Annotated in this window: 21 protein-coding genes; 7 read left to right on the forward strand and 14 right to left on the reverse strand. The window is 51.2% G+C overall.

What is annotated here, in order from left to right; genetic code table 11:
* Nucleotides 1-163: 163 nt before the first annotated feature.
* On the forward strand, nucleotides 164-1,054 hold the full coding sequence (asd, locus tag OMP95_RS10220; RefSeq protein WP_266328469.1) for an archaetidylserine decarboxylase: 891 nt from the start codon (nucleotides 164-166) through the stop codon (nucleotides 1,052-1,054).
* 24 nt (nucleotides 1,055-1,078) lie between these two features.
* Nucleotides 1,079-3,799 carry a cation-transporting P-type ATPase gene (locus tag OMP95_RS10225; RefSeq protein WP_266328471.1) on the forward strand — a complete coding sequence of 907 codons (2,721 nt, stop codon included), beginning with the start codon at nucleotides 1,079-1,081 and terminating at the stop codon, nucleotides 3,797-3,799.
* 66 nt (nucleotides 3,800-3,865) lie between these two features.
* Here OMP95_RS10225 and zwf read toward each other — a convergent pair whose 3' ends face one another.
* Nucleotides 3,866-5,335, reverse strand: a complete 1,470-nt coding sequence (zwf, locus tag OMP95_RS10230; protein WP_266328473.1) for a glucose-6-phosphate dehydrogenase — start codon at nucleotides 5,333-5,335, stop codon at nucleotides 3,866-3,868.
* A gap of 78 nt (nucleotides 5,336-5,413) precedes the next feature.
* On the opposite strand from zwf, the gene glgA reads away from it, so the two are divergent.
* Nucleotides 5,414-6,877, forward strand: a complete 1,464-nt coding sequence (glgA, locus tag OMP95_RS10235; RefSeq protein WP_266328475.1) for a glycogen synthase GlgA — start codon at nucleotides 5,414-5,416, stop codon at nucleotides 6,875-6,877.
* Nucleotides 6,878-6,880: 3 nt separating this feature from the next.
* Nucleotides 6,881-9,724 (forward strand): phosphoenolpyruvate carboxylase, encoded by a 2,844-nt coding sequence (gene ppc, locus OMP95_RS10240; RefSeq protein ID WP_266328477.1) that lies wholly within the window; start codon nucleotides 6,881-6,883, stop codon nucleotides 9,722-9,724.
* A gap of 27 nt (nucleotides 9,725-9,751) precedes the next feature.
* Here ppc and OMP95_RS10245 read toward each other — a convergent pair whose 3' ends face one another.
* The 9 genes from OMP95_RS10245 to trxA form a co-directional block, all read right to left on the reverse strand.
* On the reverse strand, nucleotides 9,752-10,513 hold the full coding sequence (locus OMP95_RS10245) for an IS5 family transposase (RefSeq protein ID WP_266328479.1): 762 nt from the start codon (nucleotides 10,511-10,513) through the stop codon (nucleotides 9,752-9,754).
* A gap of 91 nt (nucleotides 10,514-10,604) precedes the next feature.
* The gene (locus tag OMP95_RS10250; protein WP_416234647.1) at nucleotides 10,605-11,072 is read right to left on the reverse strand and encodes a paraquat-inducible protein A; all 468 of its coding nucleotides are present in this window, start codon (nucleotides 11,070-11,072) and stop codon (nucleotides 10,605-10,607) included.
* A 25-nt stretch (nucleotides 11,073-11,097) separates the two neighbouring features.
* Entirely contained in the window at nucleotides 11,098-12,303 is a 1,206-nt protein-coding gene (locus tag OMP95_RS10255) for a DEAD/DEAH box helicase (RefSeq protein WP_266328483.1), read from the reverse strand.
* Between the two features lie 110 nt (nucleotides 12,304-12,413).
* Nucleotides 12,414-13,280: a DMT family transporter gene (locus tag OMP95_RS10260; RefSeq protein WP_266328485.1), complete on the reverse strand. Its 867-nt coding sequence runs from the start codon at nucleotides 13,278-13,280 to the stop codon at nucleotides 12,414-12,416.
* Between the two features lie 5 nt (nucleotides 13,281-13,285).
* Nucleotides 13,286-13,795 carry a DUF411 domain-containing protein gene (locus tag OMP95_RS10265; protein WP_266328487.1) on the reverse strand — a complete coding sequence of 170 codons (510 nt, stop codon included), beginning with the start codon at nucleotides 13,793-13,795 and terminating at the stop codon, nucleotides 13,286-13,288.
* The gene (locus tag OMP95_RS10270) at nucleotides 13,795-14,046 is read right to left on the reverse strand and encodes a hypothetical protein (RefSeq protein WP_266328489.1); all 252 of its coding nucleotides are present in this window, start codon (nucleotides 14,044-14,046) and stop codon (nucleotides 13,795-13,797) included. The genes OMP95_RS10265 and OMP95_RS10270 overlap by 1 nt, the downstream gene beginning before the upstream one ends.
* 45 nt (nucleotides 14,047-14,091) lie before the next feature.
* Complete coding sequence (locus tag OMP95_RS10275; protein ID WP_266328491.1) at nucleotides 14,092-15,189, reverse strand: TRAP transporter substrate-binding protein; 1,098 nt, start codon at nucleotides 15,187-15,189, stop codon at nucleotides 14,092-14,094.
* Nucleotides 15,190-15,202: 13 nt separating this feature from the next.
* Entirely contained in the window at nucleotides 15,203-17,368 is a 2,166-nt protein-coding gene (gene uvrD / locus OMP95_RS10280; protein ID WP_266328509.1) for a DNA helicase II, read from the reverse strand.
* Between the two features lie 307 nt (nucleotides 17,369-17,675).
* Nucleotides 17,676-18,002 carry a thioredoxin TrxA gene (trxA, locus tag OMP95_RS10285; RefSeq protein WP_266328493.1) on the reverse strand — a complete coding sequence of 109 codons (327 nt, stop codon included), beginning with the start codon at nucleotides 18,000-18,002 and terminating at the stop codon, nucleotides 17,676-17,678.
* Nucleotides 18,003-18,101: 99 nt separating this feature from the next.
* Between trxA and rhlB the strand changes: the two genes are divergently transcribed.
* The 3 genes from rhlB to OMP95_RS10300 are packed head-to-tail and all read left to right on the forward strand — an operon-like array spanning nucleotide 18,102 to nucleotide 20,419.
* Nucleotides 18,102-19,415, forward strand: coding sequence for an ATP-dependent RNA helicase RhlB (gene rhlB / locus OMP95_RS10290; protein WP_266328495.1), 1,314 nt, complete (start codon nucleotides 18,102-18,104; stop codon nucleotides 19,413-19,415).
* Nucleotides 19,399-19,740, forward strand: coding sequence for a hypothetical protein (locus OMP95_RS10295; protein WP_266328497.1), 342 nt, complete (start codon nucleotides 19,399-19,401; stop codon nucleotides 19,738-19,740). The genes rhlB and OMP95_RS10295 overlap by 17 nt, the downstream gene beginning before the upstream one ends.
* The gene (locus tag OMP95_RS10300) at nucleotides 19,727-20,419 is read left to right on the forward strand and encodes a hypothetical protein (protein ID WP_266328499.1); all 693 of its coding nucleotides are present in this window, start codon (nucleotides 19,727-19,729) and stop codon (nucleotides 20,417-20,419) included. Before OMP95_RS10295 ends, OMP95_RS10300 begins: the two co-directional genes overlap by 14 nt.
* 22 nt (nucleotides 20,420-20,441) lie before the next feature.
* On the opposite strand, the gene OMP95_RS10305 is transcribed toward OMP95_RS10300, so the two are convergent.
* The 4 genes from OMP95_RS10305 to pepP form a co-directional block, all read right to left on the reverse strand.
* Nucleotides 20,442-21,044, reverse strand: coding sequence for a DUF502 domain-containing protein (locus OMP95_RS10305; protein ID WP_266328501.1), 603 nt, complete (start codon nucleotides 21,042-21,044; stop codon nucleotides 20,442-20,444).
* Nucleotides 21,045-21,247: 203 nt separating this feature from the next.
* Nucleotides 21,248-22,459: a UbiH/UbiF/VisC/COQ6 family ubiquinone biosynthesis hydroxylase gene (locus OMP95_RS10310; RefSeq protein ID WP_266328503.1), complete on the reverse strand. Its 1,212-nt coding sequence runs from the start codon at nucleotides 22,457-22,459 to the stop codon at nucleotides 21,248-21,250.
* Nucleotides 22,456-23,661, reverse strand: a complete 1,206-nt coding sequence (ubiH, locus tag OMP95_RS10315) for a 2-octaprenyl-6-methoxyphenyl hydroxylase (protein WP_266328505.1) — start codon at nucleotides 23,659-23,661, stop codon at nucleotides 22,456-22,458. Before ubiH ends, OMP95_RS10310 begins: the two co-directional genes overlap by 4 nt.
* A 1-nt stretch (nucleotide 23,662) precedes the next feature.
* Entirely contained in the window at nucleotides 23,663-24,976 is a 1,314-nt protein-coding gene (gene pepP / locus OMP95_RS10320; RefSeq protein WP_266328507.1) for a Xaa-Pro aminopeptidase, read from the reverse strand.
* Nucleotides 24,977-25,000: the final 24 nt, after the last annotated feature.

Consider the following 25,000-nt stretch of genomic DNA (forward strand, 5'->3'; position numbering starts at 1 on the left):
GCCCTGCGGGTGCTCATGTAAAAGCCAGCACGGTGTTACAGTCTAATAACCATTCGCGGCAGGCTGTGCCTTGTTCTGACTGTTTACATAGGCTCTGATACGCGCATTTCCAGGTTGTTTCGGTATATAACAAGCTTGAGCAACAGGTTAAAGAGGTGGCAGGGTGGAAACTAATCCACAAGATAAAAAAGACAATGTTATTTGCACTTTCTGGGACAAGATTCTGACGGTGCCGCAATATCTGATCCCGCAGCACTGGCTGTCAGTGATGATGCATGGTTTTACCCGTTGCCAGTTGCATTGGCTTAAAAACCTGCAGATTCGGTTTGTTTGCTGGAGGTTCAAGGTTAACAGGGAAGAGGCCGTTACCGCCGATATTGAAGCTTATCCCAGTTTCAATGCGTTTTTCACCCGTCAGCTTCGTGACGGCGTCAGGCCTGTCGCTGAAGGTGAGGAGGTTGTGAGCTCACCTGTTGATGGTTTTGTCAGTCAGCTGGGTAAAATTGAGCAGGGGCGTATTGTTCAGGCCAAAGGACAAGATTATTCCGTAGTTGAATTGCTGGGTGGTAATACTGAACTTGCCGCCCAGTTTGAAAGGGGGCAGTTTGCAACACTTTATTTGTCACCACGTGATTATCACCGCATTCATATGCCACTGGCGGGTCAATTGCAGTCCATGCGTTATGTGCCGGGGAAATTGTTCTCGGTTAGCCCCCGCACCGCCTGTACGGTGCCCAGATTGTTTGCGCGTAATGAACGGGTGGTGACGGTGTTCGATACAAAACACGGCCCCATGGCGCTGGTATTGGTTGGCGCTATATTTGTCGGTAGCATGGAGACGGTCTGGTCGGGTCAGATAACACCGCCCTATGGTTCCGAAATCCGGGATTGGGAGTATGATGGCGACAGCGCTGTTTCCCTTGCCAAGGGCGAGGAAATGGGACGTTTTAATATGGGCTCCACGGTAGTTATCCTGTTACCGTCGGACTGCCCCGCGTTCAAATCAGACTGGCAGCCCGGTATGAACATCAGGCTGGGACAAGCCATGACCTGATATGTTTTTGAGGGATATTGGTTGATGTTCAGAACTCATCAAAGCGAACCACAGATACAACAATTTCCCTTAACAGCCTGGCATGCTCTGTCACCGTCGGAAGTCTGCGATAAAACCGCCAGTAGTGAAGCCGGACTGGATACGGCTGAAGCCGGGCGCAGGCTGGCACAATTTGGCCCCAACCGACTTCCGGAATCGAAAAAACGCAGCCTGTTCAGCCGTTTTCTGGCGCAATGCCACAATGTGTTGATCTACGTGCTGCTGGCGGCAGCTCTGATCACCGCCTTACTGGAGCACTGGGTCGACAGTGCGGTGATTTTTGCCGTGGTGTTGATCAATGCGCTGATTGGATTGATTCAGGAAGGTAAGGCTGAGGATGCCATTCTTGCCCTGAAAACAATGCTGTCGAGTCAGGCTTCGGTGTTGCGTGATAATTCAAAACAAAACATTCCGGCGGAGCAACTGGTGGTCGGGGATGTGGTTTTCTTGCAGGCCGGGGATAAGGTGCCTGCCGATTTACGCTTGCTGCAGATCAAAAATCTTCAGCTGCAGGAAGCGGCGTTAACCGGGGAGTCCTTGCCGGTCAGCAAAGCAATAGATCCGCTCCCCGAGGATACTGTACTCGCTGACCGTGATTGCCTGGCCTTCTCCGGCACACTGGTGACCTGTGGTCAGGCTACCGGTATGGTTGTCGCTACAGGCGGTGATACCGAGCTTGGGCGTATCAGCGCCATGCTGTCTCAGGTCACTATTCTAACCACGCCATTGTTAAGACAAATGGCACAGTTCGGCCATCAGCTGACGCTGCTGATTATAGCTGTTGCTTTTGTCACCATGGTGCTTGGTGTCTGGCTACATGATTTTTCCTGGTCAGATATGTTTATCGCCGCTGTCAGTCTGGCTGTCGCAGCTATCCCCGAAGGGCTGCCAGCGGTTATGACCATCACGCTGGCAATAGGCGTTCAGAAAATGGCTGCCCGGCGGGCGATTATCCGCAGGCTGCCGGCCGTGGAAACGTTAGGCGCTGTCACTGTGATTTGCAGCGATAAAACCGGCACGCTGACCCGCAATGAAATGACGGTCACAGAAATTGTCAGTGTCGATGACGGCGTGTTCGCCATTACCGGTGTTGGTTATGATCCACATGGCAGTTTCGAGCAGCAGGCACAGATCGTTAACACGGATGATTTTCCCGCACTGATTACACTGAGCCGTGCTTTAGTGTTGTGTAATGATGCCCATCTCAAAGCAGAGGACAACGGTTGGCGATTGCTTGGCGACCCGACGGAGGGGGCGCTATTGACGCTGGCGATGAAAGCCGGGCTCGATCCGGTATTTGAGCGGGAACGCTGGCCCAGGGTGGACAGCATTCCCTTTGAATCCGAACATCAATTCATGGCCAGTCTGCACCATGATCACGAGGGACATTTCGTTTGCTATCTCAAAGGGGCACCGGAGCGTATATTCAATATGTGTGACAGTCAGGGGCTGGGGGAACATAAAAAACCACTTGATTTGTCATGCTGGCAACAACAGCTGGAGACTATGGCTGGCCGTGGTCAGCGGGTATTGGCTATCGCCTGTAAAGTCATGCCGCCCGAGCCGCTTAGTCTTAATTTTGATGATGTGGCTGATGGCCTGACTTTGATAGGGCTGGTGGGCATGATCGATCCGCCGCGGCAAGAAGCCATTGACGCTGTCAGGGAATGTCAGTCCGCAGGTATCAAGGTCAAAATGATTACCGGTGATCACGTGGTCACCGCTGCCGCTATTGCCGAAAAAATGGGGTTGGGTGCCGGAGAAATAGCCCTGGAAGGCCAGATGATCGAGAGCATGGATGATATGGCGCTTGCATCAGCTGTTTCAAAAGCCAGTGTGTTTGCGCGGGCAACACCGGAGCATAAACTCAGACTGGTCACGGCCTTACAGGCTAACGGTGAAGTGGTGGCGATGACCGGGGATGGCGTGAATGATGCCCCGGCGCTCAAGCGTGCCGATGTCGGTACCGCCATGGGGCAGAATGGTACCGAAGTCGCCAAGGAAGCCGCGGAAATGGTATTGGCGGACGATAATTTTGCCTCGATAGTCAATGCGGTGGAAGAAGGACGCACGGTTTATGACAACTTGAAAAAAGCCATTCTGTTTATTCTGCCGACTAATACCGGCGAAGCGCTGATTGTTATTGCTGCCATTATGTTAGGTATGACGCTGCCGATCACCCCTCCGCAAATCCTGTGGGTAAATATGATTACTGCGGTCACGCTGGCATTGGCGCTGGCTTTTGAGCCTAGCGAACCGGGTTTGATGCAACGCAAACCACGCGATTCCAAGGCGCCGATCCTAACGCTGTCATTGTTATGGCGGATTGCGTTTGTCGGAGTGGTGTTGATGCTGGGCAGCTTCGGCCTGTTTTTGTGGGAGATGCAGCAGGGCAGCAGCATAGAATATGCCCGCACCGTGGCGGTCAATACGCTGGTGATGTTTGAAATTTTTTATCTGTTTAACTCACGTTATATCAAAGCGCCGGTGCTGAATCGGGAGGGCCTGCTGGGAAACCGCTATGCGCTGATGGCGATAGCGGTTTTGCTGGTATTTCAGCTGGCATTCACCTATCTGCCACCGATGCAGTTATTGTTTGGCAGCAGCGGTTTAACGGTACAGACCTGGCTGGTGATAACGCTGGTTGCTTCAACGGTGTTGTGGCTGGTCGAATTGGAAAAGTGGTTAATCAGGAAAAGACACTGAGACAAAAAAAGCCGGACAGTGTGTGTCCGGCTTGTTTCGGTATTTTATTTAAGATTCAGATCTGGCTCAGATATTGTTACGCCATGCATGACATGGACTTTCCAGTAGACGGCTGACTTCTTCCGGTCCCCAGGTGCCGGCCGGATAGGTATGTACAAAATCCTGTTCCTGCGCCCATTTTTCCAGAACTGGATCGACGACTTTCCACGCCAGATTGACTTCATCAGCCCGCAGGAACAACGAACGATCGCCCTGAATAGCATCCAGAATCAACGCCTCATAAGCATCCAGCTGATGTTTGGTGTCTTCTGATTCAACCGTTTCCAGCGCCACTGTATGTGATTTCAGTTCCAGGCCGGGTTGTTTGGACTGCAATTCGATGCGTAGCGTGTTATCCGGTTGCAGCCCCATCACTATCCAGTTAGCATGACTGTCACCAATTTTGGTGTCCTTGAACATCTCTTGCGGCGGTTTTTTGAAACGAATGGCAATCATGGCCTTGGATTCCGGCATGCATTTACCGGTACGCAGGTAGAAAGGCACACCACGCCAGCGCCAGTTGTCGATATAAATTTTCATCGCCGCATAGGTTTCAGTCACACTACCGGCAGGCGCGTCCTCTTCTTCCAGATAACCTTTGACTTTTTTACCATTGATTTCACCGGCCGCATATTGGCCGCGGAAGGCATGTTCATCAACCATGTCGGGCGTGATCGGGCGAATCGATTTCAGCACTTTTACTTTTTCATCGCGCAAAGATTCATCATCCAGATCAGCTGGTGGTTCCATCGCCACTAAGGCCATTACCTGCAACAGGTGACTTTGAATCATGTCCCGCAAAGCGCCGGAACCGTCGTAGTAACCGGCACGCCCTGCAACACCTTGTTGTTCAGCATGGGTGATCTGAACATGATCGATATAGTTATGGTTCCACAGCGGTTCCAGCAACAGATTGGCAAAACGGAATACAAAAATATTCTGTACCGTGCCTTTACCCAGATAGTGATCAATCCGGTAAGTTTGCTGTTCAGTAAAGTTTTGGGCCAGTACGTTTTCCAGTTCTTCGGCGCTTTTCTGGTCGTAGCCGAAAGGCTTTTCTACCACCAGATGACGCCAGCCGTTATCTTCCTTGTTCAAACCTACTGCTGCGAGTTGATCGCCAACGACACCGAACAATGCAGGGCTGATAGAAAGATAGAACACGATATTCTGGGAGAAGCCAATATCGGGATCGATGATAAGCTGGTTCAGCTTGTGATAGCTGGAAGCATCGTTAATATCACATTCGAAATAGCTGACGCGGTCAAGAAACTTGTTGAGCAAGTCATTATTCACGCCGCCACGGGCTTTGGGTGTTACAAACTCTGTTACCTGCTTTTTCCAGTCTTCCTGGCTGGTTTCACGACGTCCCATGCAAATAATGCGGGTATCGTTGCTTAATCTTTCTTCTGCGTCGAGATGGTACAGAGCAGGTAGCAATTTTTTCTTAGATAAGTCGCCGGTGGCGCCAAAAATGATAATTGTACAAGATTGCATGATTTCTCCCGTTGCGGGCTGTGACCCAGCCCGTGACCGTATATAATCGGAGAATTGTACAATTTTTAGGAGCACGTTGTGCGAAAAATTCTTTTTGCCAGTAGTGAAGTTCACCCCATGATTAAGACCGGCGGACTGGCCGATGTTTCAGCCAGCCTGCCGATTGCACTGCAGGAACATGGCCATGATGTACGCATCATCATGCCTGCTTACCGCAAATGTCTGCAGCAACTGGAAAAAGTTGAAACCGTCGCTACAATCAAACTCGATGGCTATCATTTGCCGGTCGATATCCTGCAAACAACGTTGCCTGACAGTGATGTCGTGCTCTGGTTATTACATTCGCCGCATCACTATGATCGCGATGGCGGCCCCTACAGCCATCCTGATGGTCATGACTGGGAAGATAATGCCGCCCGTTTTGCCTTGTTGTCACGGGCAGCGGCCAAAATTGCGATGAATGAGGTAGGACTTGGCTGGAAGCCGGACATTCTGCATTGTAGTGACTGGCAGACGGGCCTTGCTCCGGCCTTGATTGCTGATTTGCCGCAACGTCCCGCAACGGTTTTTACCATTCATAACATGGCTTATCAGGGGCTGTTTTCGCGTGAGGTATTCACGGCGCTGGATTTGCCGGAGAAACTGTGGACTACCGAGGGGCTGGAATTCTATGGTCTGATGTCATTTATGAAAGGCGGGCTGATTTATGCGGATCAGATCACGACGGTCAGCCCGACTTATGCCCGGGAAATCTGCAGTTACGAGTTCGGTTACGGCCTGGAAGGTTTGCTTGCCTACCGCGCCGAACAACACCGTCTCAGCGGTATTCTCAATGGTATTGATTACCATATCTGGACGCCGGAAACAGATCCGTTTATCGCAAAAAACTTTTCTATCAAACAAATCCGTAACAAGGCAGCCAATAAAACGGCGCTGCAGAAACATTTCTACCTTACCGAGAGCCGTGACAGTCTGTTGATGGGCGTGATTAGCCGTCTGGTTTCACAAAAAGGGGTCGATCTGACTTTGGAAGCAATGACTCACATTCTGGATGCCGGACATGATGTACAGTTTGTCTGTCTGGGCAGTGGTGAAGCGGCGTTCGAGCAGGACTTACGCATACTCAGAGCCAGGTTCCCGGACAAAGTTGGTATCAGCATCGGCTATGATGAGGCGCTGTCGCATCAAATAGAGGCCGGTTCCGATGTGTTTTTGATGCCGTCACGCTTTGAACCTTGTGGTCTTAACCAGATGTACAGCCTGCGCTACGGCACGCTACCGGTGGTAAGAAATACCGGCGGCCTGGCTGACACCGTGGTTGACGCTAGCGAAGAAAACCGCAAAGCTGGCCTGGCGACCGGTTTTGTTTTTGATGCCGCTACGGTCGAAGCCCTGGAAGAAACCCTGGATCGGGTGATTGCGCTTTACCGGCGGCCGCGGATTTGGCGCAGCATGATGATTACGGCAATGGAACACGACTACAGTTGGGAGAAGAGTGCCAACACTTATATCGATATGTATCACCACATTATCAGCCGCTGATTTATGTCTGATTATCAACCAGTACTGAGCACTGTTAAACAATTGTCACTGCTTAGTGACAAGGATTTGCGCCAGCATGTGCGTTTTCTCGGCCATATTCTGGGGGAAGTGATTGATGAGCGTGCCGGACGTGATGTCTTTGATAGTGTCGAGAAACTGCGAAAAGGTTTTATCAACCTGCGCAAAGATGATGATGCCGAGTTGCGAACCGAATTGCTCAGTTTTCTTTATACGCTGGATGAAGCCATGTTGCGGGAAGTCATTCGCGCATTCAGCATGTATTTCAGTCTGCTCAATACTGCCGAAGAAGCTTTTCATTACCATAACCGCATGATTCAGTTGCGCAATGGCGGCCAGCTGTGGAACGGATCTTACCTTGATACCCTGACCCAGCTGAAACAGGATGGTGTGACCCTGCCGCAGTTGCAGCAACTGCTGGATACACTAGTTTATATGCCGGTGTTTACCGCGCATCCTACCGAGTCCAAGCGACGCACCGTGATGGAAATTCTGCGCCGTATCTTTCTGCTGGATGAAAAACTCACCAATGATCCGCTGACGCCGTTTGATGAAGAGCGCACCCGCAAGGAAATCAAGAAACAGGTACAGCTATTGTGGACGACAGATGAAGTGCGAGCGGTCAAACCAACGGTCAGGGATGAGATAAAAAACGGGCTTTATTACTTTAATGTCAGCCTGTTTGATGCGGTGCCGCGTACTTACCGCAATCTGGAAAATGCCATCAGGCGGGTATATGCCGATGATATAACCGCGGGGGAACAGTTTGAAGTCCCCGGGTTTGTGAAATTCGGCTCCTGGATCGGCGGTGACCGTGACGGGAACCCGTTTGTCACTGCTGCAACCACAGAAATGGCGATTCAGCTGCAAAAGCGGACGGTGATCCGCCGTTATCAGGAAGATGTGACCAAACTCAGCTATCTGCTGACACAATCCCAACCTTTGTGCCAGATCAGCGACAAACTGGCTGAGGATATCGAACAATCAGAGCAGCTTTATGCCGGCGCTTTTGCCGTCAATGCCGAACGTTTTCTGAATGAACCGTATCGCCGTAAACTGTATATGATGCGTTATCGCCTGGACGATAATCTGCGTCTGTTGCAGCAGTATTTTCGGCCCGACCAGCCAACCACCTCTTTTGGGGTGGCCTATCAGTCAGAAGATGAACTGCTGGCAGATTTACGCTTGATTTATGACTCTTTGGTCGAACATGGCGATGCTGAGCTGGCCGGGGCGGAACTCAATGATTTGATTCGTCTGGTGGAAACCTTCGGTTTCTATCTGTTCCATCTGGATATTCGGCAGGAGTCAAGCCACCATACGCAGGCGGTTAGCAGCGTGCTTAAAGCCAGCGGTCTGCATGATGATTATCAGCAGTTGGCAGAGCAGGACCGTCAGCAATTGCTGACCGAATTGCTGTCAACACCGACTTTGCCGCCATTGCCTGAGTTGCAGGGGCAGGACAAGGAAGTGCTGGATGTGCTGCAGTTAATGGCCAGACTGTACAAAGAAGTCAGTGAACGGGCGTTTGGCAGTTATGTGATTTCGATGACGCACGAAGCCAGCCATATTCTGGAAGTTTTGCTGCTGGCCCGTTTTGCCGGACTCTGCGGTATTGATGAGCGGAGGCAGCTTTTTTGTCATCTGCGGGTGTCGCCGTTGTTTGAAACCATTGAAGATCTGACGCATATCGAACCGGTCATGTCGGCTTTGCTGGAAAATAAACAGTACCGCAGCCTGTTACAGGCCTCGGGGAATCTGCAGGAGGTGATGCTGGGGTATTCCGATTCGTGTAAGGACGGCGGTATTCTGGCTTCCGGCTGGAACCTGTATCAGGCGCAACAGAAAATCAGCCGGCTCAGCCAACAGCACGGCGTGATGTGCCGCATGTTTCATGGCCGTGGCGGCACCATTGGCAGGGGCGGTGGCCCGACTCATGATGCGATCCTGGCCCAGCCGATGGACACCGTACATGGCCAGATTAAATTTACCGAACAAGGCGAAGTATTGTCGTTCAAATATGGCAATATCGAAACGGCGGCCTATGAATTGGGCATGGGTATATCAGGCCTGATCAAAGCCAGTCGCGGCGTGGTAACCGATACCGGCCATGTTGAAACCGAATATCTCGAGATCATGCACAGCCTGACACAGGCCGGGGAAAACAGTTATCGCAAGCTGACAGAAGATACGGCCGGTTTTCTGGATTATTTTTACGAAGTCTGTCCGGTTACCGAAATCGGCATGATGAATATAGGATCGAGACCATCGCACCGCAAAGCCGATGATCGTTCCAAAGCCTCTGTCAGGGCGATTGGCTGGGTGTTCTCATGGGCCCAGTCGCGTCATACTCTGCCAGCCTGGTATGGCATCGGCACAGCACTGGAAAACTGGCATCAACAGGATCCGGCAAAACTGGACATATTAAGACAGATGTACCGGCGCTGGCCGTTTTTCCGTGCCTTGCTCAGTAATACCCAGATGTCATTGTCCAAAGCGGATATGAGCATTGCCAGCCGCTATGCGGCTTTGTGTCAGGATGCTTTCCAGGGACAACAGGTGTTTGAATTGATCGCGGCCGAATATCACCGAACCGTTGAGCAGATACTGAATCTGGTCGGGGCGGACAAGTTACTGGCGGAAACACCAGAGTTGAGAATGTCATTACGGCGTCGTGAAGCGTACCTTGATCCGATTAACTACGTACAAATTATGTTGCTGCAACGCTATCGTGACAACAATGCCAGCGATGAAGAACGGACACGCTGGCTGGATCCGCTATTGCGCACTATCAGTGCCATTTCAGCGGGTATGCGTAATACCGGCTAGGGCCTGTTGATCTTTGATGTTCAAAAATTAATCAACCCACATTGGCAGCCACATCATAGTGAAAGCCAGCATGAGCATGCTGTAATAGTTACGTTCGAGCTTGTCGTAGCGCGTTGCAATAGCCCGGAAATGCTTGATTCTAGCAAAGGCATTCTCAACCAGGTGCCGATAGCGGTATAAGCACCAGTCCATGTCCCGATTGCCAGCACGGCTATGTTTGCGACGAGGAATGACAGGCTTGGCTCCATGACTCTCGACTGCATTCCTTAATGCTTCGCTATCGTAGCCTTTGTCCGCAATCACATAGTCAGATACCGGAGAGTCGGCAATCAGACTATCAGCATGAACAACATCATTGATTTGTCCGCCTGACAATTCTGCATTGACTGGCAGGCCGTAACTGCTGACAGCCAAATGAATTTTGGTGGAGTTTCCACCCCGGCTTTTGCCAATCGCTTCGCACTCATCAGAGGCCGCACCGGCGCTATGTTGGTGGGCTTTGACGATACTGCCATCGATGAAGAGCCATTCCGTGTCAGTGCAACGCGATAAGGCTTTAAACAAGGTTTCCAGAATGCCTTTCCTTGACCATAAATTAAAGCGGCGAAAAACTGTACTCCATTGACCGAAGTCAGGCGGCAAATCCCGCCATGGGCAGCCTGTACGCATTCGATAAAGGAGCCCTTCGAGCGTCATTCTGTGCTCGGGCTTGTTGTATACACGGCCGCTTAGGTACATCAGTCTTGATAGCTTTTGCCATCGGTCATCGGTTAACATGAGTCTTGGCATGGTGATTGGGTGTAGGAGTTGTTTTTGGTGAAACGCAATTATACCGAGTCACCATGCTGCTCAATAAATAACCACCAAAGATCAACAGGCCCTAGGATTCTGCCGATTGTTCCAGCAGGCGTACGGTAAACTGGGTGGTCAGCATAATCAGTAATACGGCGGTCCCAAACACATACAAGCCGGCATGAATCTGAATACTGGCAATCGCGCCCATCTTGACGGAAACAATCAGCATCGCGACCACCATCACATCCAGCATCGCCCAGCGGCCGTAATCATGCATCAGCGTCAGCAGTTTCATTTTGACGGGGTGAGGACGGTGCTGCTTTTGCAACAGTTTGAACAACAGACCGATTTTGGCCAAAGGCAACAAAATACTGAACGCGCCGATCACTGTAAACAGTACATACTGTCCGGCTTTCCACAGTTCAATAATGCCGGAGATCACCGAAAAGTCATTGCTGATCACCACAAGCTGAGTGATGGTCAGCATCGGCAGAAATAAACCGCTCACAAGCAGGCCTGTACTCAATATCAGCAGCCAGCGCAGCTGAAGCAACCGGCGATGATATGAATTTGTCAGTTCAGGCACGATCTTTTTTGGCAACGTAGCGGTCTTTATTTTTGTCTTTTGACCGTGCTTTGTTGCTTTTTGCTTTCGGTGCCAGGCCTTTCATTTTTAAAATCGGCAGCGCATGACCGAGATGGTGTTCCACCCGCTGCAGGTTTTTCTGATCATGAGGCTCTACCAGGTTCACCGCGGTACCGGGTTGTCCGGCGCGACCGGTTCTTCCCACGCGATGAATATAGATATCGCCACGGAAGGGCACATCGTAATTAATAACATGACTGACCTGCGGCAAGTCCAAGCCACGAGAGGCAATATCGGTTGCCACCAGCGCCTTGGTCAGACCATTACGGAATTTGCGGGTGCGCTCACGCCGCTCGGCCTGTAAAAAGTCGCCATGTACTACTTGGGCAGACAGATTCTGTGATTGTAAAAACTCGGCGACTTCCACCGCCCGTTCTTTTTTATTACAAAATACCAGCGCACTCTGGCATGCAGGCTGCGAAATCAGGGCTGCCAGCAGCGCCAGTTTATGTTCTCTGTTATCAGCGAGATAGACCTGCTGCGTGATTTGTTCAGCATGTTGATTGGCGGCATGAATAGCTACCCGTTGGGCATTGGGTAACAGTTCACTGGCAAACAAATCCACACCGGCACCGGCGAGCGTGGCAGAGAATAGACAGGTTTGAAATGCGGTCGTGATAGCTGCCAGCAAGGTAGCGACATCCGGGCCCTGGCCCATATCCAGCATGCGATCGGCTTCATCGATGACCACAAACTCAATCATCGATAAATCAGCCTGTTCCTGCTCCAGCAAACTGAGCAAGCGGCCGGGCGTCGCGATAATGATGTCACAGCCCTGTTCCAGAAACTGTATCTGTGCGGCAGGCGATTGCCCGCCGGTGACCATTGCGATAGCCGGATTAAGTTTTCTGCCCAATGAGTTGATGACATGCTGAATCTGAAATGCCAGCTCCCGTGTCGGCGCCAGAATCAGCGCTTTTGCCGGTTTGCCCTCATTGGGTTCATCCAGCAACCGCTGTAACAGCGGTAACACATAGGCTGCGGTTTTACCGGTGCCGGTTGCCGCACAGGCCAGCACATCTTCTCCCGCCAGAATCAGCGGAATAGCCTGTTGCTGGACTTCGGTTGGTTGCTGGTAACCTTTGTCAGAGACTGCTTTTAGCAGTTCATCATCAAGAAATAAATCTTCAAATTGCATTAATTATTGTATCCGGAAAGCAAAAACCTGTTACTCAGCATCATCGGGGTGATGAGCAGATTATATTCAGGTAACACAGCTATAATAACAGTCGACGCTTTAATTTGTTGTTAAGCATTTAATACCATCATACTGCCGGCAGCCATGACCAGGCAGGCACCCAGCCGCCGCAAGATATGCTTTTCATTGAAGATGCGATAGCCGAGAAAGACTTGCAACACCATGCTCAGTTGAAACAGGGCCAGCGCATAAGCCACCAGCAATTGTGAGAAAACCAGCATGGTCATAAACTGCATCAGAAAAATCAGGCAGCCCAGATAGATAAAGGGATAAACCTGGGCGTGGGCTTTTTCCAGATCCTGGCGGAAGTTATCTCGAACAAAGAGCAGTTGGACCATCGCTGCCAGCGGTAAACCAATCAGACACCAGAAAACCGTGGTAGGCAAAGCGCCGCCGTCGATTACAGCATTTTTCAGCGGCAAGGTGCCAACAGAAAACAGCAGGATGGATAAAAAGCGGTATTGCACGCCTTTTTCGGCAAATAAAGTCCAGCTGCGGCCACTTTGAGGTTTGGGTGGAAACAGAAAATAACTGCCGGCCACAATCACCATGACCCCGATAAATCCCTGCATACTCGGAATTTCGCCGATAAACAGCATGGCCAGGAGCATGGAAATAACCACTTTATAGGCATTGAGCGGGCCGAATACCGACAGATCGGTTCTGGAAAGCGACATCACCAGAAACAACGTCCCGGCCATGTCCAGCAAGGCAGCAAAAAAGATATTGATCCAGAACGACAGGCTGAGCTGAAACGGGTTGAACGTCCACAGCAAGGGCAGGCAGATAACAGCCAGCACCACATAAGACGTAAAGACGATAAAAAACGGATGTAGACCGTCATGTGTCAGCTGTTTCTGAAACACATTCGCGAAGGCTGAGAACAGCAGGCGTCCCAGCACCACCAACAACTCCACCCCGGTTACTCGCTGGGCGGAGCAGCGTGATACAGCTGGTCGGTACCGACCTGATAGCGGTTATAAATATCGAATTGATTGTTGTGATCGAATTGAATGACCGTAAAGTCATCCTTGTGGCTACCCATTTCCATGCCTGGGGTTCCCACCGGCATCTGCGGCACTGACAGGCCTTTGATGTCGGGCTTATCCAGCAGCAGACGTTTGATATCATCGGCAGGCACATGACCTTCAATCAGATAGCCATCAACGATCGCTGTATGGCAGGAAGCCAGGGGGGCGGGCAAACCGGCTTGTTGTTTTACCGAGGCCATGTCGTGGCTGATGAGATCGATGACTTTGAACTGGTGTTGCTTAAGATGTTCGACCCATTTATGGCAGCATTGGCAATCCGGGCTGCGGTAAACCTTGATTTCTGTTGCTTCAGGCAAGGTCAGCGCGGCCTTATCCCATTCGCTGTCAGCGATGGCGGGCAGGCTCAGTAATAGTATTAAAGGTAATAACAATAATTTCATCAGAGGTATTCAACCAAAATTTCGTGGTGGGGTGAGTGTTTCTCAACAAAAGCAATGGCTGCCAGTACCGCTTTTTCATTGCTGGCATCTACTTTTTCAGGCAGTGATTCAATTTGAATGCCGGCGTTTTTGAGTTCTACCACGTCAGACTCTAACAACAGCTCAGGGTTCAGCCATAAAACGGCCTGGTCACAGATAATGCTGGCTTTGGCCTCAGTCAGGCCGTCAGTGGTGAAGATAATATAGAGCATGTCTTCGGGGACTCTGGAACGATAATTCAGTTAGTGTTAACAGGTCTAGTCGACGGCAAGATAGGCTTTTTCGGAGATCGCTGTCCAGGCATCGTCCTGGCTGCGGAAATCCTGATAAGCCTCGTAAACGCGCTTGAATTTCGGATTAGCCGCCGCTTCCTCGGTCAGGGTTTCATGGGTTAACGTTTTCAGTTTACTCAGAACATCATCGGGGAAACGCTGGATTTCAATACCGGGGCGGGCTTTGAGTTCTTTCAGCGCGGCCAGGTTTTTCTGCTCCATTTCCGACAGCATCAGCAGGTTCTCCGATTCGGCGGCATGGGTGACGATCGCCTGCAGATCAGCAGGCAAACTATCCCAAGCTCGTTTATTCACCGTCAGTTCCAGCACGGTGCCGGGTTCATGCCAGCCGGGATAATAATAATGTTTGGCAGCGCGGTAGAGACCCAATCGCTGGTCATGATAAGGGCCGATCCATTCTGTGGCATCGATAGTATTACGTTCCAATGCAGTGTAAACCTCGCCGCCAGCGAGCAAAACCGGATTGCCGCCAGCTTTGGCAAAGACTTTGCCACCCAGACCGGGAATACGCATCTTCAGGCCCTGCAAATCGGCTACGGAATTAATTTCCTTGTTAAACCAACCGCCCATCTGCACGCCGGTATTACCCAGCGGGAAGGGCACAACATGAAACGGTTCATACACCTCACGCCATAATTCCAAACCGCCGCCATGGTACAGCCAGGCATTCATACCCCGCGGGGTCATACCAAAAGGCACGGTAGAGAAAAACTGGGCTTCCGGCACTTTACCCGCCCAGTAATAGGCACTGCCGTGACCCATTTCTACGGTGCCCTGCGATACCGCATCAAAAGTCTGTAAAGCCGGGATTAATTCGCCGCCGGCATACACTTTGATATCAATGCGGCCATTGGACATGGCTTTGACATTGGCTGCAAACCGTTCTGCGCCTTCCTGCAATACCGGAAAGCCGGGCGGCCAGGTGGTGACCATTTTCCAGCGATAAGTCTTGCCGCTGCCTGCCATTAGTCCTGGTTCATTATTGTCTTCCGGGCCACAGGCTGTCAGGAAGACAGCCAGCAGGCTGACTAGCAGTGAGCGGGTAAAAACAGACTTCAGCATGGTTTTATTCCTGTTATAAAACTTCTAAATTAGCATACGCCAGTACCAGCCATTTGCTGCCGACCTGTTTGAAGTTGACCTGCACCCGGGCATTTTTACCCGCCCCTTCAGTGTCGATAATAACGCCACTGCCGAATTTATGGTGATGAACCTGTTGTCCGGTTTTCAGGCCGGTTTCGTTAATGCCTGCACTGCTGCGTGAGCTCATGCTGGATAAGCTTGGCGCGACCCGATTATTGCGGGCACGGACTTCTTCGATGCATTCGGCCGGTAGCTCACTGAGAAAACGGGAAGGGCGCTGGATTAATTCCTGCCCGTAGAGAAAACGGGATTCGGTAAACAGCAGATACAAGGTCTGGCACGCACGGGTCATGCCGACGTAGCAGAGGCGGCGTTCCTCAGCAAGCCGCACTGGATCGTCACTGGATTTCTGTCCGGGAAACAAACCTTCTTCCATGCCCACCATAAAGACCACCGGGAATTCCAGCCCTTTTGCCGAGTGCAAGGTCATTAACTGTACACAGTCCTCCCAGCGATCCCCCTGATTGTCGCCGGCTTCCAGCGCCGCATGTGCCAGAAAAGCATCCATATCCGACATATTTTCGGCTTCTTCCGGCCGGACAAACTGACGGGTGGCAGTAATAAGCTCATCCAGATTATCAATACGGCCCTGACCTTTTTCTGTCTTGTCCTTGGCAAAGTGAGCCCGCAAACCACTTTCATCAATCACCAATGCGGTCAATTCATGCAACGGCATATCTGACTGTTCCGGTGTCAGTGAGTCGATCAAGGTGATAAAGCCTGCCAGGGCATTACCTGCCCGGGCGGCGAAGGTTTTGGCATCCAGCATTTCCAGCGCACTGTGCCACATGGATATGCCACGTTCACGCGCGTACTGACGCAATTGTGTCAGGGTTGCGGCGCCGATGCCACGGGTCGGGGTATTCACGATACGTTCAAAAGCAGCATCGTCCTGACGGTTAGCGATCAATCTCAGGTAAGACAATACATCCTTGATTTCAGCGCGCTCGAAAAAGCGCAGTCCGCCATAAACCCGGTAAGGCATGCCCGCTTGCAACAAAGCTTCTTCAATCACCCGGGATTGGGCGTTGGAACGGTATAACACGGCAGTATCACTGCGCTTGCCGCCTTTATTAACCCAGTTGCGGATTTTCTCAACCAGATAGGTCGCTTCATCACGTTCGTTGAACGCATTGTAGACCTGGATGAGATCACCATCCTCATCTTCCGTCCACAGCTCTTTGCCCAGCCGTTCACTATTATGAGCAATAACGGCATTGGCGGCTTTCAGAATATTACCGGTAGAACGGTAATTCTGTTCCAGACGGATGGTGGTGGAATCACGATAGTCTTTATCGAATTTTTGAATATTTTCAATACGGGCACCCCGCCAGCCATAGATCGACTGATCATCATCACCGACGATAAACAGATGGCCACTGTCACCGGTCAACAGGCGCAGCCAGGCATATTGCAGAGTGTTGGTGTCCTGAAACTCATCGACCAGAATTTGACGAAAACGCTGCTGGTATTGCGCCAGAATATCCGGGCGTTTTAACCACAACTCATGACAGCGCAACAGAATTTCACCAAAGTCGATAACCCCGGCGCGCTGGCAGGCTTGTTCATAGGCCTGATAGATGGCCAGCATTTTTTGCGAATAGGGATCGTTGCTGGCCTGAATATCCCTGGCGCGCAGCCCCTCGTCTTTTTGCGCGTTGATATACCATTGCGCCTGTTTGGCCGGCCACTGTGCTTCATCCAGGTCCATGCCGCGGATAATCCGCTTGAGCATGCGCAATTGATCATCACTGTCGAGGATTTGAAAACTTTGTGGCAGATCCGCATCTTTCCAGTGCGCCCGTAACAGGCGATGCGCCAGTCCATGGAAAGTGCCGACCCACATGCCGCCAATCGGATAACCCAGAATTTCTTCAATACGACCGCGCATTTCGGCGGCAGCCTTATTGGTAAACGTTACCGCCAGAATATTAGCAGGAGAAAAGCCTTCGGCCTGAATCAGCCAGGCAATACGATGCACCAGCACCCGGGTTTTACCGCTGCCGGCGCCAGCCAGAATACGTGCGTGCCCCAGTGTTGCGGCGACAGCCTCGCGTTGCGGTTTGTTCAGATCGTTCAGTAACTCAGAGACATCCATTGGTTTCAATAAAGCTTTTGTGTGGTGAGGTGTTGTGGGAACAATATATACCGAAACAACCTGGAACTGCGCGTATCAGAGCCAATGTAAACGGTCAGAACAAGGCGCAGCCCGCAAGCGAACGGGTATTCCCTTGGCAAAGGCTGTAACACCGTACTGGCTGTTTAAATGGACTCCCGCAGGGCGAGTACTTGGAATCATCATTCCTTACATCGTGGACAGGCTGGGTTTCAGCGAAATACAGAAATGAAAGAAGAACAGGGCGGAAACCCTCCCCACACAAAAGTGTGGGGACATCGGCATGGCTTTAGATGTTACTATCCAGGAATGCGGATAATTGTGATTTGGTCAGAGCGCCTACTTTTGTCGCTTCAACTTCACCACCTTTGAATAGCATCAGAGTCGGGATACCACGAATACCATAACGAGGTGGGGTGTCTGAATTCTCATCAATGTTCAGTTTGCAGATTTTCAGTTTGCCAGCGTATTCTGCGCCAATCTCTTCCAGAACCGGTGCAATCATTTTGCAGGGACCACACCATTCTGCCCAGTAATCGACCAAAACAGGAATGTCTGACTGTAATACTTGGCTATCAAAGTCGCCATCGGTCACGTTGGTGACGTTCTCGCTCATGTTTTATCTCCAGTGGTATATAAAGTATCGTAGGACTATACTCCCATACGATATAGCCTAACATTTTTTCCTATCATCAACGCTAATGCAAGTATTTATATGAGTGCACACCTAACCGAGCTGGCTTTCTCAGCATTGCCGCTTCATGCTTCCCTTCGCGCCGGATTAGCGCAAGCGGGTTTTGAGTTTTGTACGCCGATTCAGGCGCAAGCTCTACCATTATTGCTCGCCGGACACGATGTGGCCGGACAGGCGCAAACAGGGACAGGCAAAACTATAGCCTTTCTGCTGGCGACCTTTCAGCGACTGCTGGAAACTCCGGCAGCAGACAATTGGGACGGCAAACAACCGCGCGCTCTAATTCTGGCCCCTACCCGCGAGTTGGCGATACAGATTGCCAAAGACGCCGAACTGCTGAATGTCGAATCCAATCTGCGCATTGCCATTGCCTATGGCGGCAAGGATTATCAGCGACAGCGCGAAACGATAACGGACGGGGTGGATATCCTGATCGGCACGCCCGGGCGTCTGCTGGATTATCACAAACAGCGGGTATTCAACCTGAACTTTATCGATGTCATGGTGCTGGATGAAGCCGACCGAATGTTTGATCTGGGTTTTATCAAGGATGTGCGTTTTTTCCTGCGCCGTATCCCGAAACCGGAGCAGCGTCTGGGCATGCTGTTTTCCGCCACCTTGAGCTACAAAGTCAGTGAGCTGGCTTATGAGCATATGAATAACCCGGAAAAAGTGCAGATAGCCCCGGAAAAAATGATGGGGGATCGTATCGAGGAATGGGTTTATTACCCGGCCAATGAAGAAAAAATCCCGCTGCTTCTGGCATTGATTAAGCGCTTGCAACCTGAGCGCGGCATTATCTTTGTCAACACCAAACAGGCTGCTGATGTGGTGTGGGGGTACCTGGAAGGTAATGGTTACAAATCCGCATTACTGTCGGGTGATGTTCCCCAGAAAAAACGTGAGCAATTGCTGCAACATTTTCAGGACGGCGAATTTCCGTTTCTGGTCGCAACCGATGTGGCGGCTCGCGGGCTTCATATTCCGGCTGTCACCCATGTATTCAACTACGACCTGCCGCAGGATATGGAAGATTATGTGCACCGTACCGGTCGTACGGCTCGGGCCGGCGCCAGCGGTGTTGCGATTAGTTTTGCCTGTGAGGAATTTGTCTTCTCGCTGCCTGAAATTGAGGAATTTATTAAACACAAACTGCCGGTTGCCTCTACCTCTGATGAACAATTGGTGTCACCGCAGCCGCGCGTAAAACCTGAGAAAAGACCGGTGCATAATCGCAACAGAAATGATGCGGGAAAAAATAAACGCCCGCACCGCACCAGTCGTCAATCTGATGCAGGACGGCAACGGTTAAAAGCGAATGCAAATAAACAATAGCCGGGCACTGAGTTATTATTCGGTTGTACCTGCCGAAGGCCGCAGCAATGCCCGTCTGCCGGTGGTATTTGGTGCCACCGTGGAGTTCAAACCAGCTATCAGTTCGCAACGGGCCGATAACACCAGTGTAGTGCTGGCAGCCGAGCAACATCAGGCTAGTCAGCAGGCAAGATTCGTTCGAGACTTTATCACCGCTGAGCGACAACTGGATCCGCAATCAGTACCACAACAAGTTTTGCCGCGCGCTGTGCAGCAATATTTGACGGTGGCGGATATCAACAGCCAGAACCTTTCAGCGCAGAGACTGCTGGATGAGATTGTATAGCGGTCTGCTGGTTTTCGTGATGGCATTATTGACCGGCTGCGCTACGGGCAGTAGCGGTGGCAATGGCAGCCTACCCAATATTGCTAAAAGTAATATTGATGAAGTGATTGAGGTTCATCAGCAGGCAGTCATGCATGATCTGAAAAAACTGATGAAAAAGCTGTATCTGCGCAACCCCGGTCTGCGCCATGATCGTGATCTTCGTAGCATCAAAGCCAGCGTGGAAATGACTTTTTCCCGAGCTTTCGACTATAACTATCCACAATGGCAATCGATCAGCAATCCGACCGATATTGTCAGACTGGCGTTGGATGAGCATTATCAGGGCGATCGGGTGCTGGCTTTTATTGTCGGCTTAAGAAAAATGCTGATGGCATCCTACGATAACCATCTGGACTTTTTCTACCTGACCAGTATCGATCAGCAAAAGCTCTACAACAGTGCCCGTAATATTGAGATAGCGGCCTGGTTGCTGGCTGAAAAACATGACAGTAAAGGGAATCTGTTACTCCTGAGTGACAGCGTGGGAAATGAACAACGCAACCTCAGCTTTCAGCGCTTGATCGGGCGCATGATTGCAACGCAGGATAACCTCGCAAAGATCATCGCCCAGAAAAACGGACGTATCATAAAAACCTTCGTAGTGCAGGCGGCGTCCATGGTATTTCTGCCCATCTGATATAGGGCGTATTAACAAGGCCCTAGTGAGGGCTGTTATTGCCGTTGCTGGCGACACCGGCGGTTAGTGTGAAACGCATGGCTTCTTCCATAGACATATCAAGGTTTGTCACCGCACTGCGTGGAACCAGCACGGCATACCCGCCTATCATATAGCTCATCGGCATATAAACCAGCACTTTTCCTTCTGTATCCATGCCGGCCGGCATCCGTTCACTATTGCTCTGAGTAATAAAGCCAATCAGTTCCAGATTGTCACTGAAGCGGACTGAGACTACTTGCCGAAAGTCTTTTTTCTTGCTTACTGAGAAATAGTGAAAGAAATCGCGTAGCGCCCCGTAAATAGATTTGATAAGCGGCGTATGGTAGAGCAGCTGTTCGGCTTTTTCGAACAGGCGCTGTACCACATAAACATGCATCAACAGGCCGATACAGAATACGATGGCAAGACCTGCAATTACACCCAGGCCGGGCCAGTAGGGTGCATCAGGTATTACAAAACGGATAAGATCGCCGAGCACGGCTTCGGTGGAAACAATAAACCAGTAGATCAGATATACCGTCAACAGTACCGGCACTATAGTAATCAGGCCGGTCAGAATATGGCGTGTAATAAAACCGAACATCTGCTTTCTCCGAGGTTATAAAGCTGAGCCTGGGGAGTCTGTCGGACTTAAGTGTTCGTCGCGAGGGAAAGTTCCAAGTCCGACAGACTACTAATGAAACTCAATAATTTATGAGTTTCATTAGTATAGGCTTCATCGAGGCAGCTGGGTCAATGTGCTGACGTGACCCGGAGCACAGTTATACAACCTGGAAATGCACGATATCAGCCGTGCGGCGGGCGTTTGCTCAATTCAGGTTGCGCAAAGCCTCTGGCCGAAGCCTGCTGCATAAACAGGTTTTTCAGAACCTGGCTATGGTTAACACTACGCAGTCCCAGTTTGCGTAACCATCGCACCGGCGCCAGTTGACTGCTGAAAACGCGTTTGAACATGTCCATACTCATCTGCATCAGGACATTATCGGCACGGCGCTGGCGCTGATATTTCTGCAAAGTATGCAGACTACCGATATTGCGGCCATGTGCCGCCGCATTAATGACTACTTCAGCCAGCGTAGCGGCATCCAGCAGACCGATATTGACGCCCTGACCAGCCAGCGGATGAATGGTATGCGCGGCGTCACCTACCAATGCCAGTCCCGGTTTGATATAGCTGTCGGCATGGCGCAATTGCAGCGGAAAAGCAGCGCGTTCGCTGATAGCTGTGACTTTGCCCAATTTGTTTTCAAAAGCCAGATTCAGCTCGGCCATAAATTCGATTGCAGGCATAGTCTGTAGCCGGTCAGCACTGGTGATATTCAACGACCAGACGATTGAACATTGATGTGAGTTAGGCAAGGGCAGAAATGCCAACGGCCCTTCCGGTAGAAAACGCTGCCAGGCGGTAAAGTGATGCGGTTTTTCGGTGGTGACTGTGCATACCAGGCCTTTTTGCCGGTAAGCCCAGCCTTGCAGGTGAATGCCTGCCCATTCCCGTAGCGGTGACTGCGCGCCATCGGCGGCCACGATCAAGTCGGCATCCAGTTCCAGCCCATTATCAAGCTGCAAAAAATGGGGCCGATAAGCCAGAGGTTTGGCCGGTGAAATAATCTCAATATTGTTTTGCAGCCGGCAACGCTCAACACAGGTCTGTTGTAAATGGCGGTTTTCCAGCAGGTGTCCCAGCCAGGGTTCCCCCATTTCTGCGCTGTCGTAATGCAGCACGCTGTGGTCAGTTTCCCACACATGCATATCAGTGAATGCAGTGACCCGTTCCGCCATCAGTTGTGACCAGACGCCCAGATTTTGCAGTAAAAACTCGCTGCTGCGGGTTAAGGCGCTGACACGCAGATCATAGGGATCTTCCCTGCTTAAAGGTGCGGGGAACTCGGCTTCAATCAAAGCAATATTCAAAGTCTGCTGGCGACTCAACGCCAGTGCCAGCGTAGCACCGACCATGCCGGCGCCCACAATCACCACATCATAATGACGGCTCACAGCCGGATCCCCCGTCCCAAGCGCGGTTGTTTCTGCGCCAGCCCCATGCTTTTGCGGGCCAGCCAGCTTTTGGCAAAAGGCAGATTGTCGAGTAAGGTCAGGCCGGCGCCTCGCAGATGTCCGAGCAGGCTGAAGTCGTTACTGAACAGACGAACCAGCCGATCTGTTGCCCTGATGACTTGATCCTGATCCTGTTGCCGCCATTGCTGATAATTTTGCAAAATGCGCATATCACCGCAATCGCCTTCCTCATCGGCCAGCAGATCGGCCAATACGGCGACATCACGCAGGCCCAGGTTAAAACCCTGTCCGGCAATCGGGTGCAGACTGTGAGCGGCATTGCCAATCAGAATAACGCGCTGCTGAACCGGCATATCGGCCTGCATCAACGTCAAAGGATGGCTGTAGCGTTGACCGACATGAATGAATTTCCCGGCCCGATATCCGAAACGATCCTGAAGTTGTGCCAGAAATGCGGTGTCATCAGCTGCCAGTAAAGCCTGCTCATCACCGCTTTTGACGGTCCACACCAGACTGTAGCGCTTATCAGACATGGGCAGTAAAGCCATCGGGCCGCTATCGGTGAAGCGCTCATAAGCCCAGCCTTGATGCGCTTTATCCGTGCTGATATTAGCGGTAACGGCGGTTTGCTGATACTGCTGTTGCCAGGCGCCGAGATTGAGCAGGCGGCGAACAGTGGATTCACGGCCATCAGCGGCCACTACCAAGGCGGTGCGATATTGGCTGCCGTTAGCGAGGGTGATGACAGCGGCATGGGTATCTTGCTGCAGTTCGGTTACCTGTGCCGGGCATAATAAGGTCAGGTTTTGTTGTTTTTGTAAGTGTTGATTGAGTTGATGCCCCAGATTTTTCGCAGTTAATACCTGACCCAAAGCCGGTACTTGTTCCTGTTCGGCAGACAAACGGGTGACACCAAAGCGGCCACGGTCAGAAATGTGGATATTTCTGATCGCTGTGGCATAAGGTGCAATATGGGGCCATAGCCCCATGGTTTCGAAAATCTTTTGTGAGCCGTAGCTCAGCGCAATACCGCGGTCATCATAGTTGGGCTGGCTGTCGGTGGTAAGGGGATGCGCTTCGACCAGTGCAATCTTGAGTGAGGTGTTTTTAAGTGCAATGGCGAGGCTGGCACCGACCATGCCCCCGCCCACAATCAGCAGATCAAAATCTGTCTGTTTCACGTCAGCCCCTAGCTTCAGCCATTAAAGATTCAATAGCATCAATTTCTTTTGGTGCACCTTCACTCAGCACCTCATGACCGTCTTTGGTGACCAACACATCATCTTCGATACGAATACCGATAAAGTGCCATTTTTTGTCGATATGAGCGGGATTGCGAATATACAAACCCGGTTCCACCGTCAGTACCATTCCCGGTTCAAGCAAACGCCATTCACCGCCGACTTTATAGTCGCCGACATCGTGTACGTCCATGCCCAGCCAGTGGCCGGTGCGATGCATATAAAATTCGCGATAAGCCGCATCTTCAATCAATTTTGTCAGATTACCCTTCAGCAAGCCGAGATCAAGCAATCCCTGTGTCAGGACTGCCACCGCCGCTTCATGAGGCTGGTTCCAGTGATTGCCCGGTTTAACTTCGGCAATCGCCGCTTTTTGTGCGTCCAGTACGACTTGGTAGAGCTGGCGCTGGGCAGCAGTGAAACAGCCATTGATCGGAAATGTGCGGGTGATATCAGCGGCATAACATTCAAATTCGGCACCGGCATCAATCAGCAACAGATCATTGTTTTTGAGTTTACTATTATTTTCGATGTAGTGGAGAATGCAGCCGTTTTCGCCGCCGCCGACAATCGATGGATAAGCCGGCGAGCGACAACCGTTTTTCATGAATTCATGAATCAGTTCGGCCTCCACTTCATATTCCCACTTACCGGGACAGGTAAACTGCATGGCGCGAATATGGGCCTGTACCGATGCTTTTGCCGCATGGCGCATGGCCTTGATTTCCTGGCTGCTTTTAAACAGGCGTAATTCGTTCAGGCAATGTTCGAGTTCAATGATTTCATTAGGGGAGTGCTTTCCTGAGCGGGATGCCTGGCGCAGATGGTTGAGCCAGGTCACCATATGCTGATCGAAGCCAGGCTGGTTACCCATGGTGTAATACACTTTTTCCTTGCTTTCCAGCAGGCCGGGCAGAATATCGTCAAGATCAGTGATCGGATAAGAGTCGTCAGCATCGAATGTTTCGATCGCCCCTTCCTGACCGGCGCGATAGCCATCCCAGATTTCCTTGTCCAGATCCCGTTCACGGCAGAACAGCAGATATTCGCCGTGTTCCCGGCCGGGCACCAGCACCATCACTGATTCCGGCTCATCAAAACCGGTCAGATAATGGAAATTACTGTCGCTGCGATAAGGAAAGTCGACATCGCGGTTGCGGTTGGCGATCGGTGCATTGGGTAACACGGCGATACTATCCGGCCCCATAATATCCATCAGGCGCTGGCGGCGTTTGGCAAATTCTTTTTTCAACATTGGGTCTGTTTACCTGTCATATCC

The organism is Methylophaga sp. OBS4 (assembly GCF_026319305.1).
In the GTDB taxonomy this organism is placed as follows: domain Bacteria; phylum Pseudomonadota; class Gammaproteobacteria; order Nitrosococcales; family Methylophagaceae; genus Methylophaga.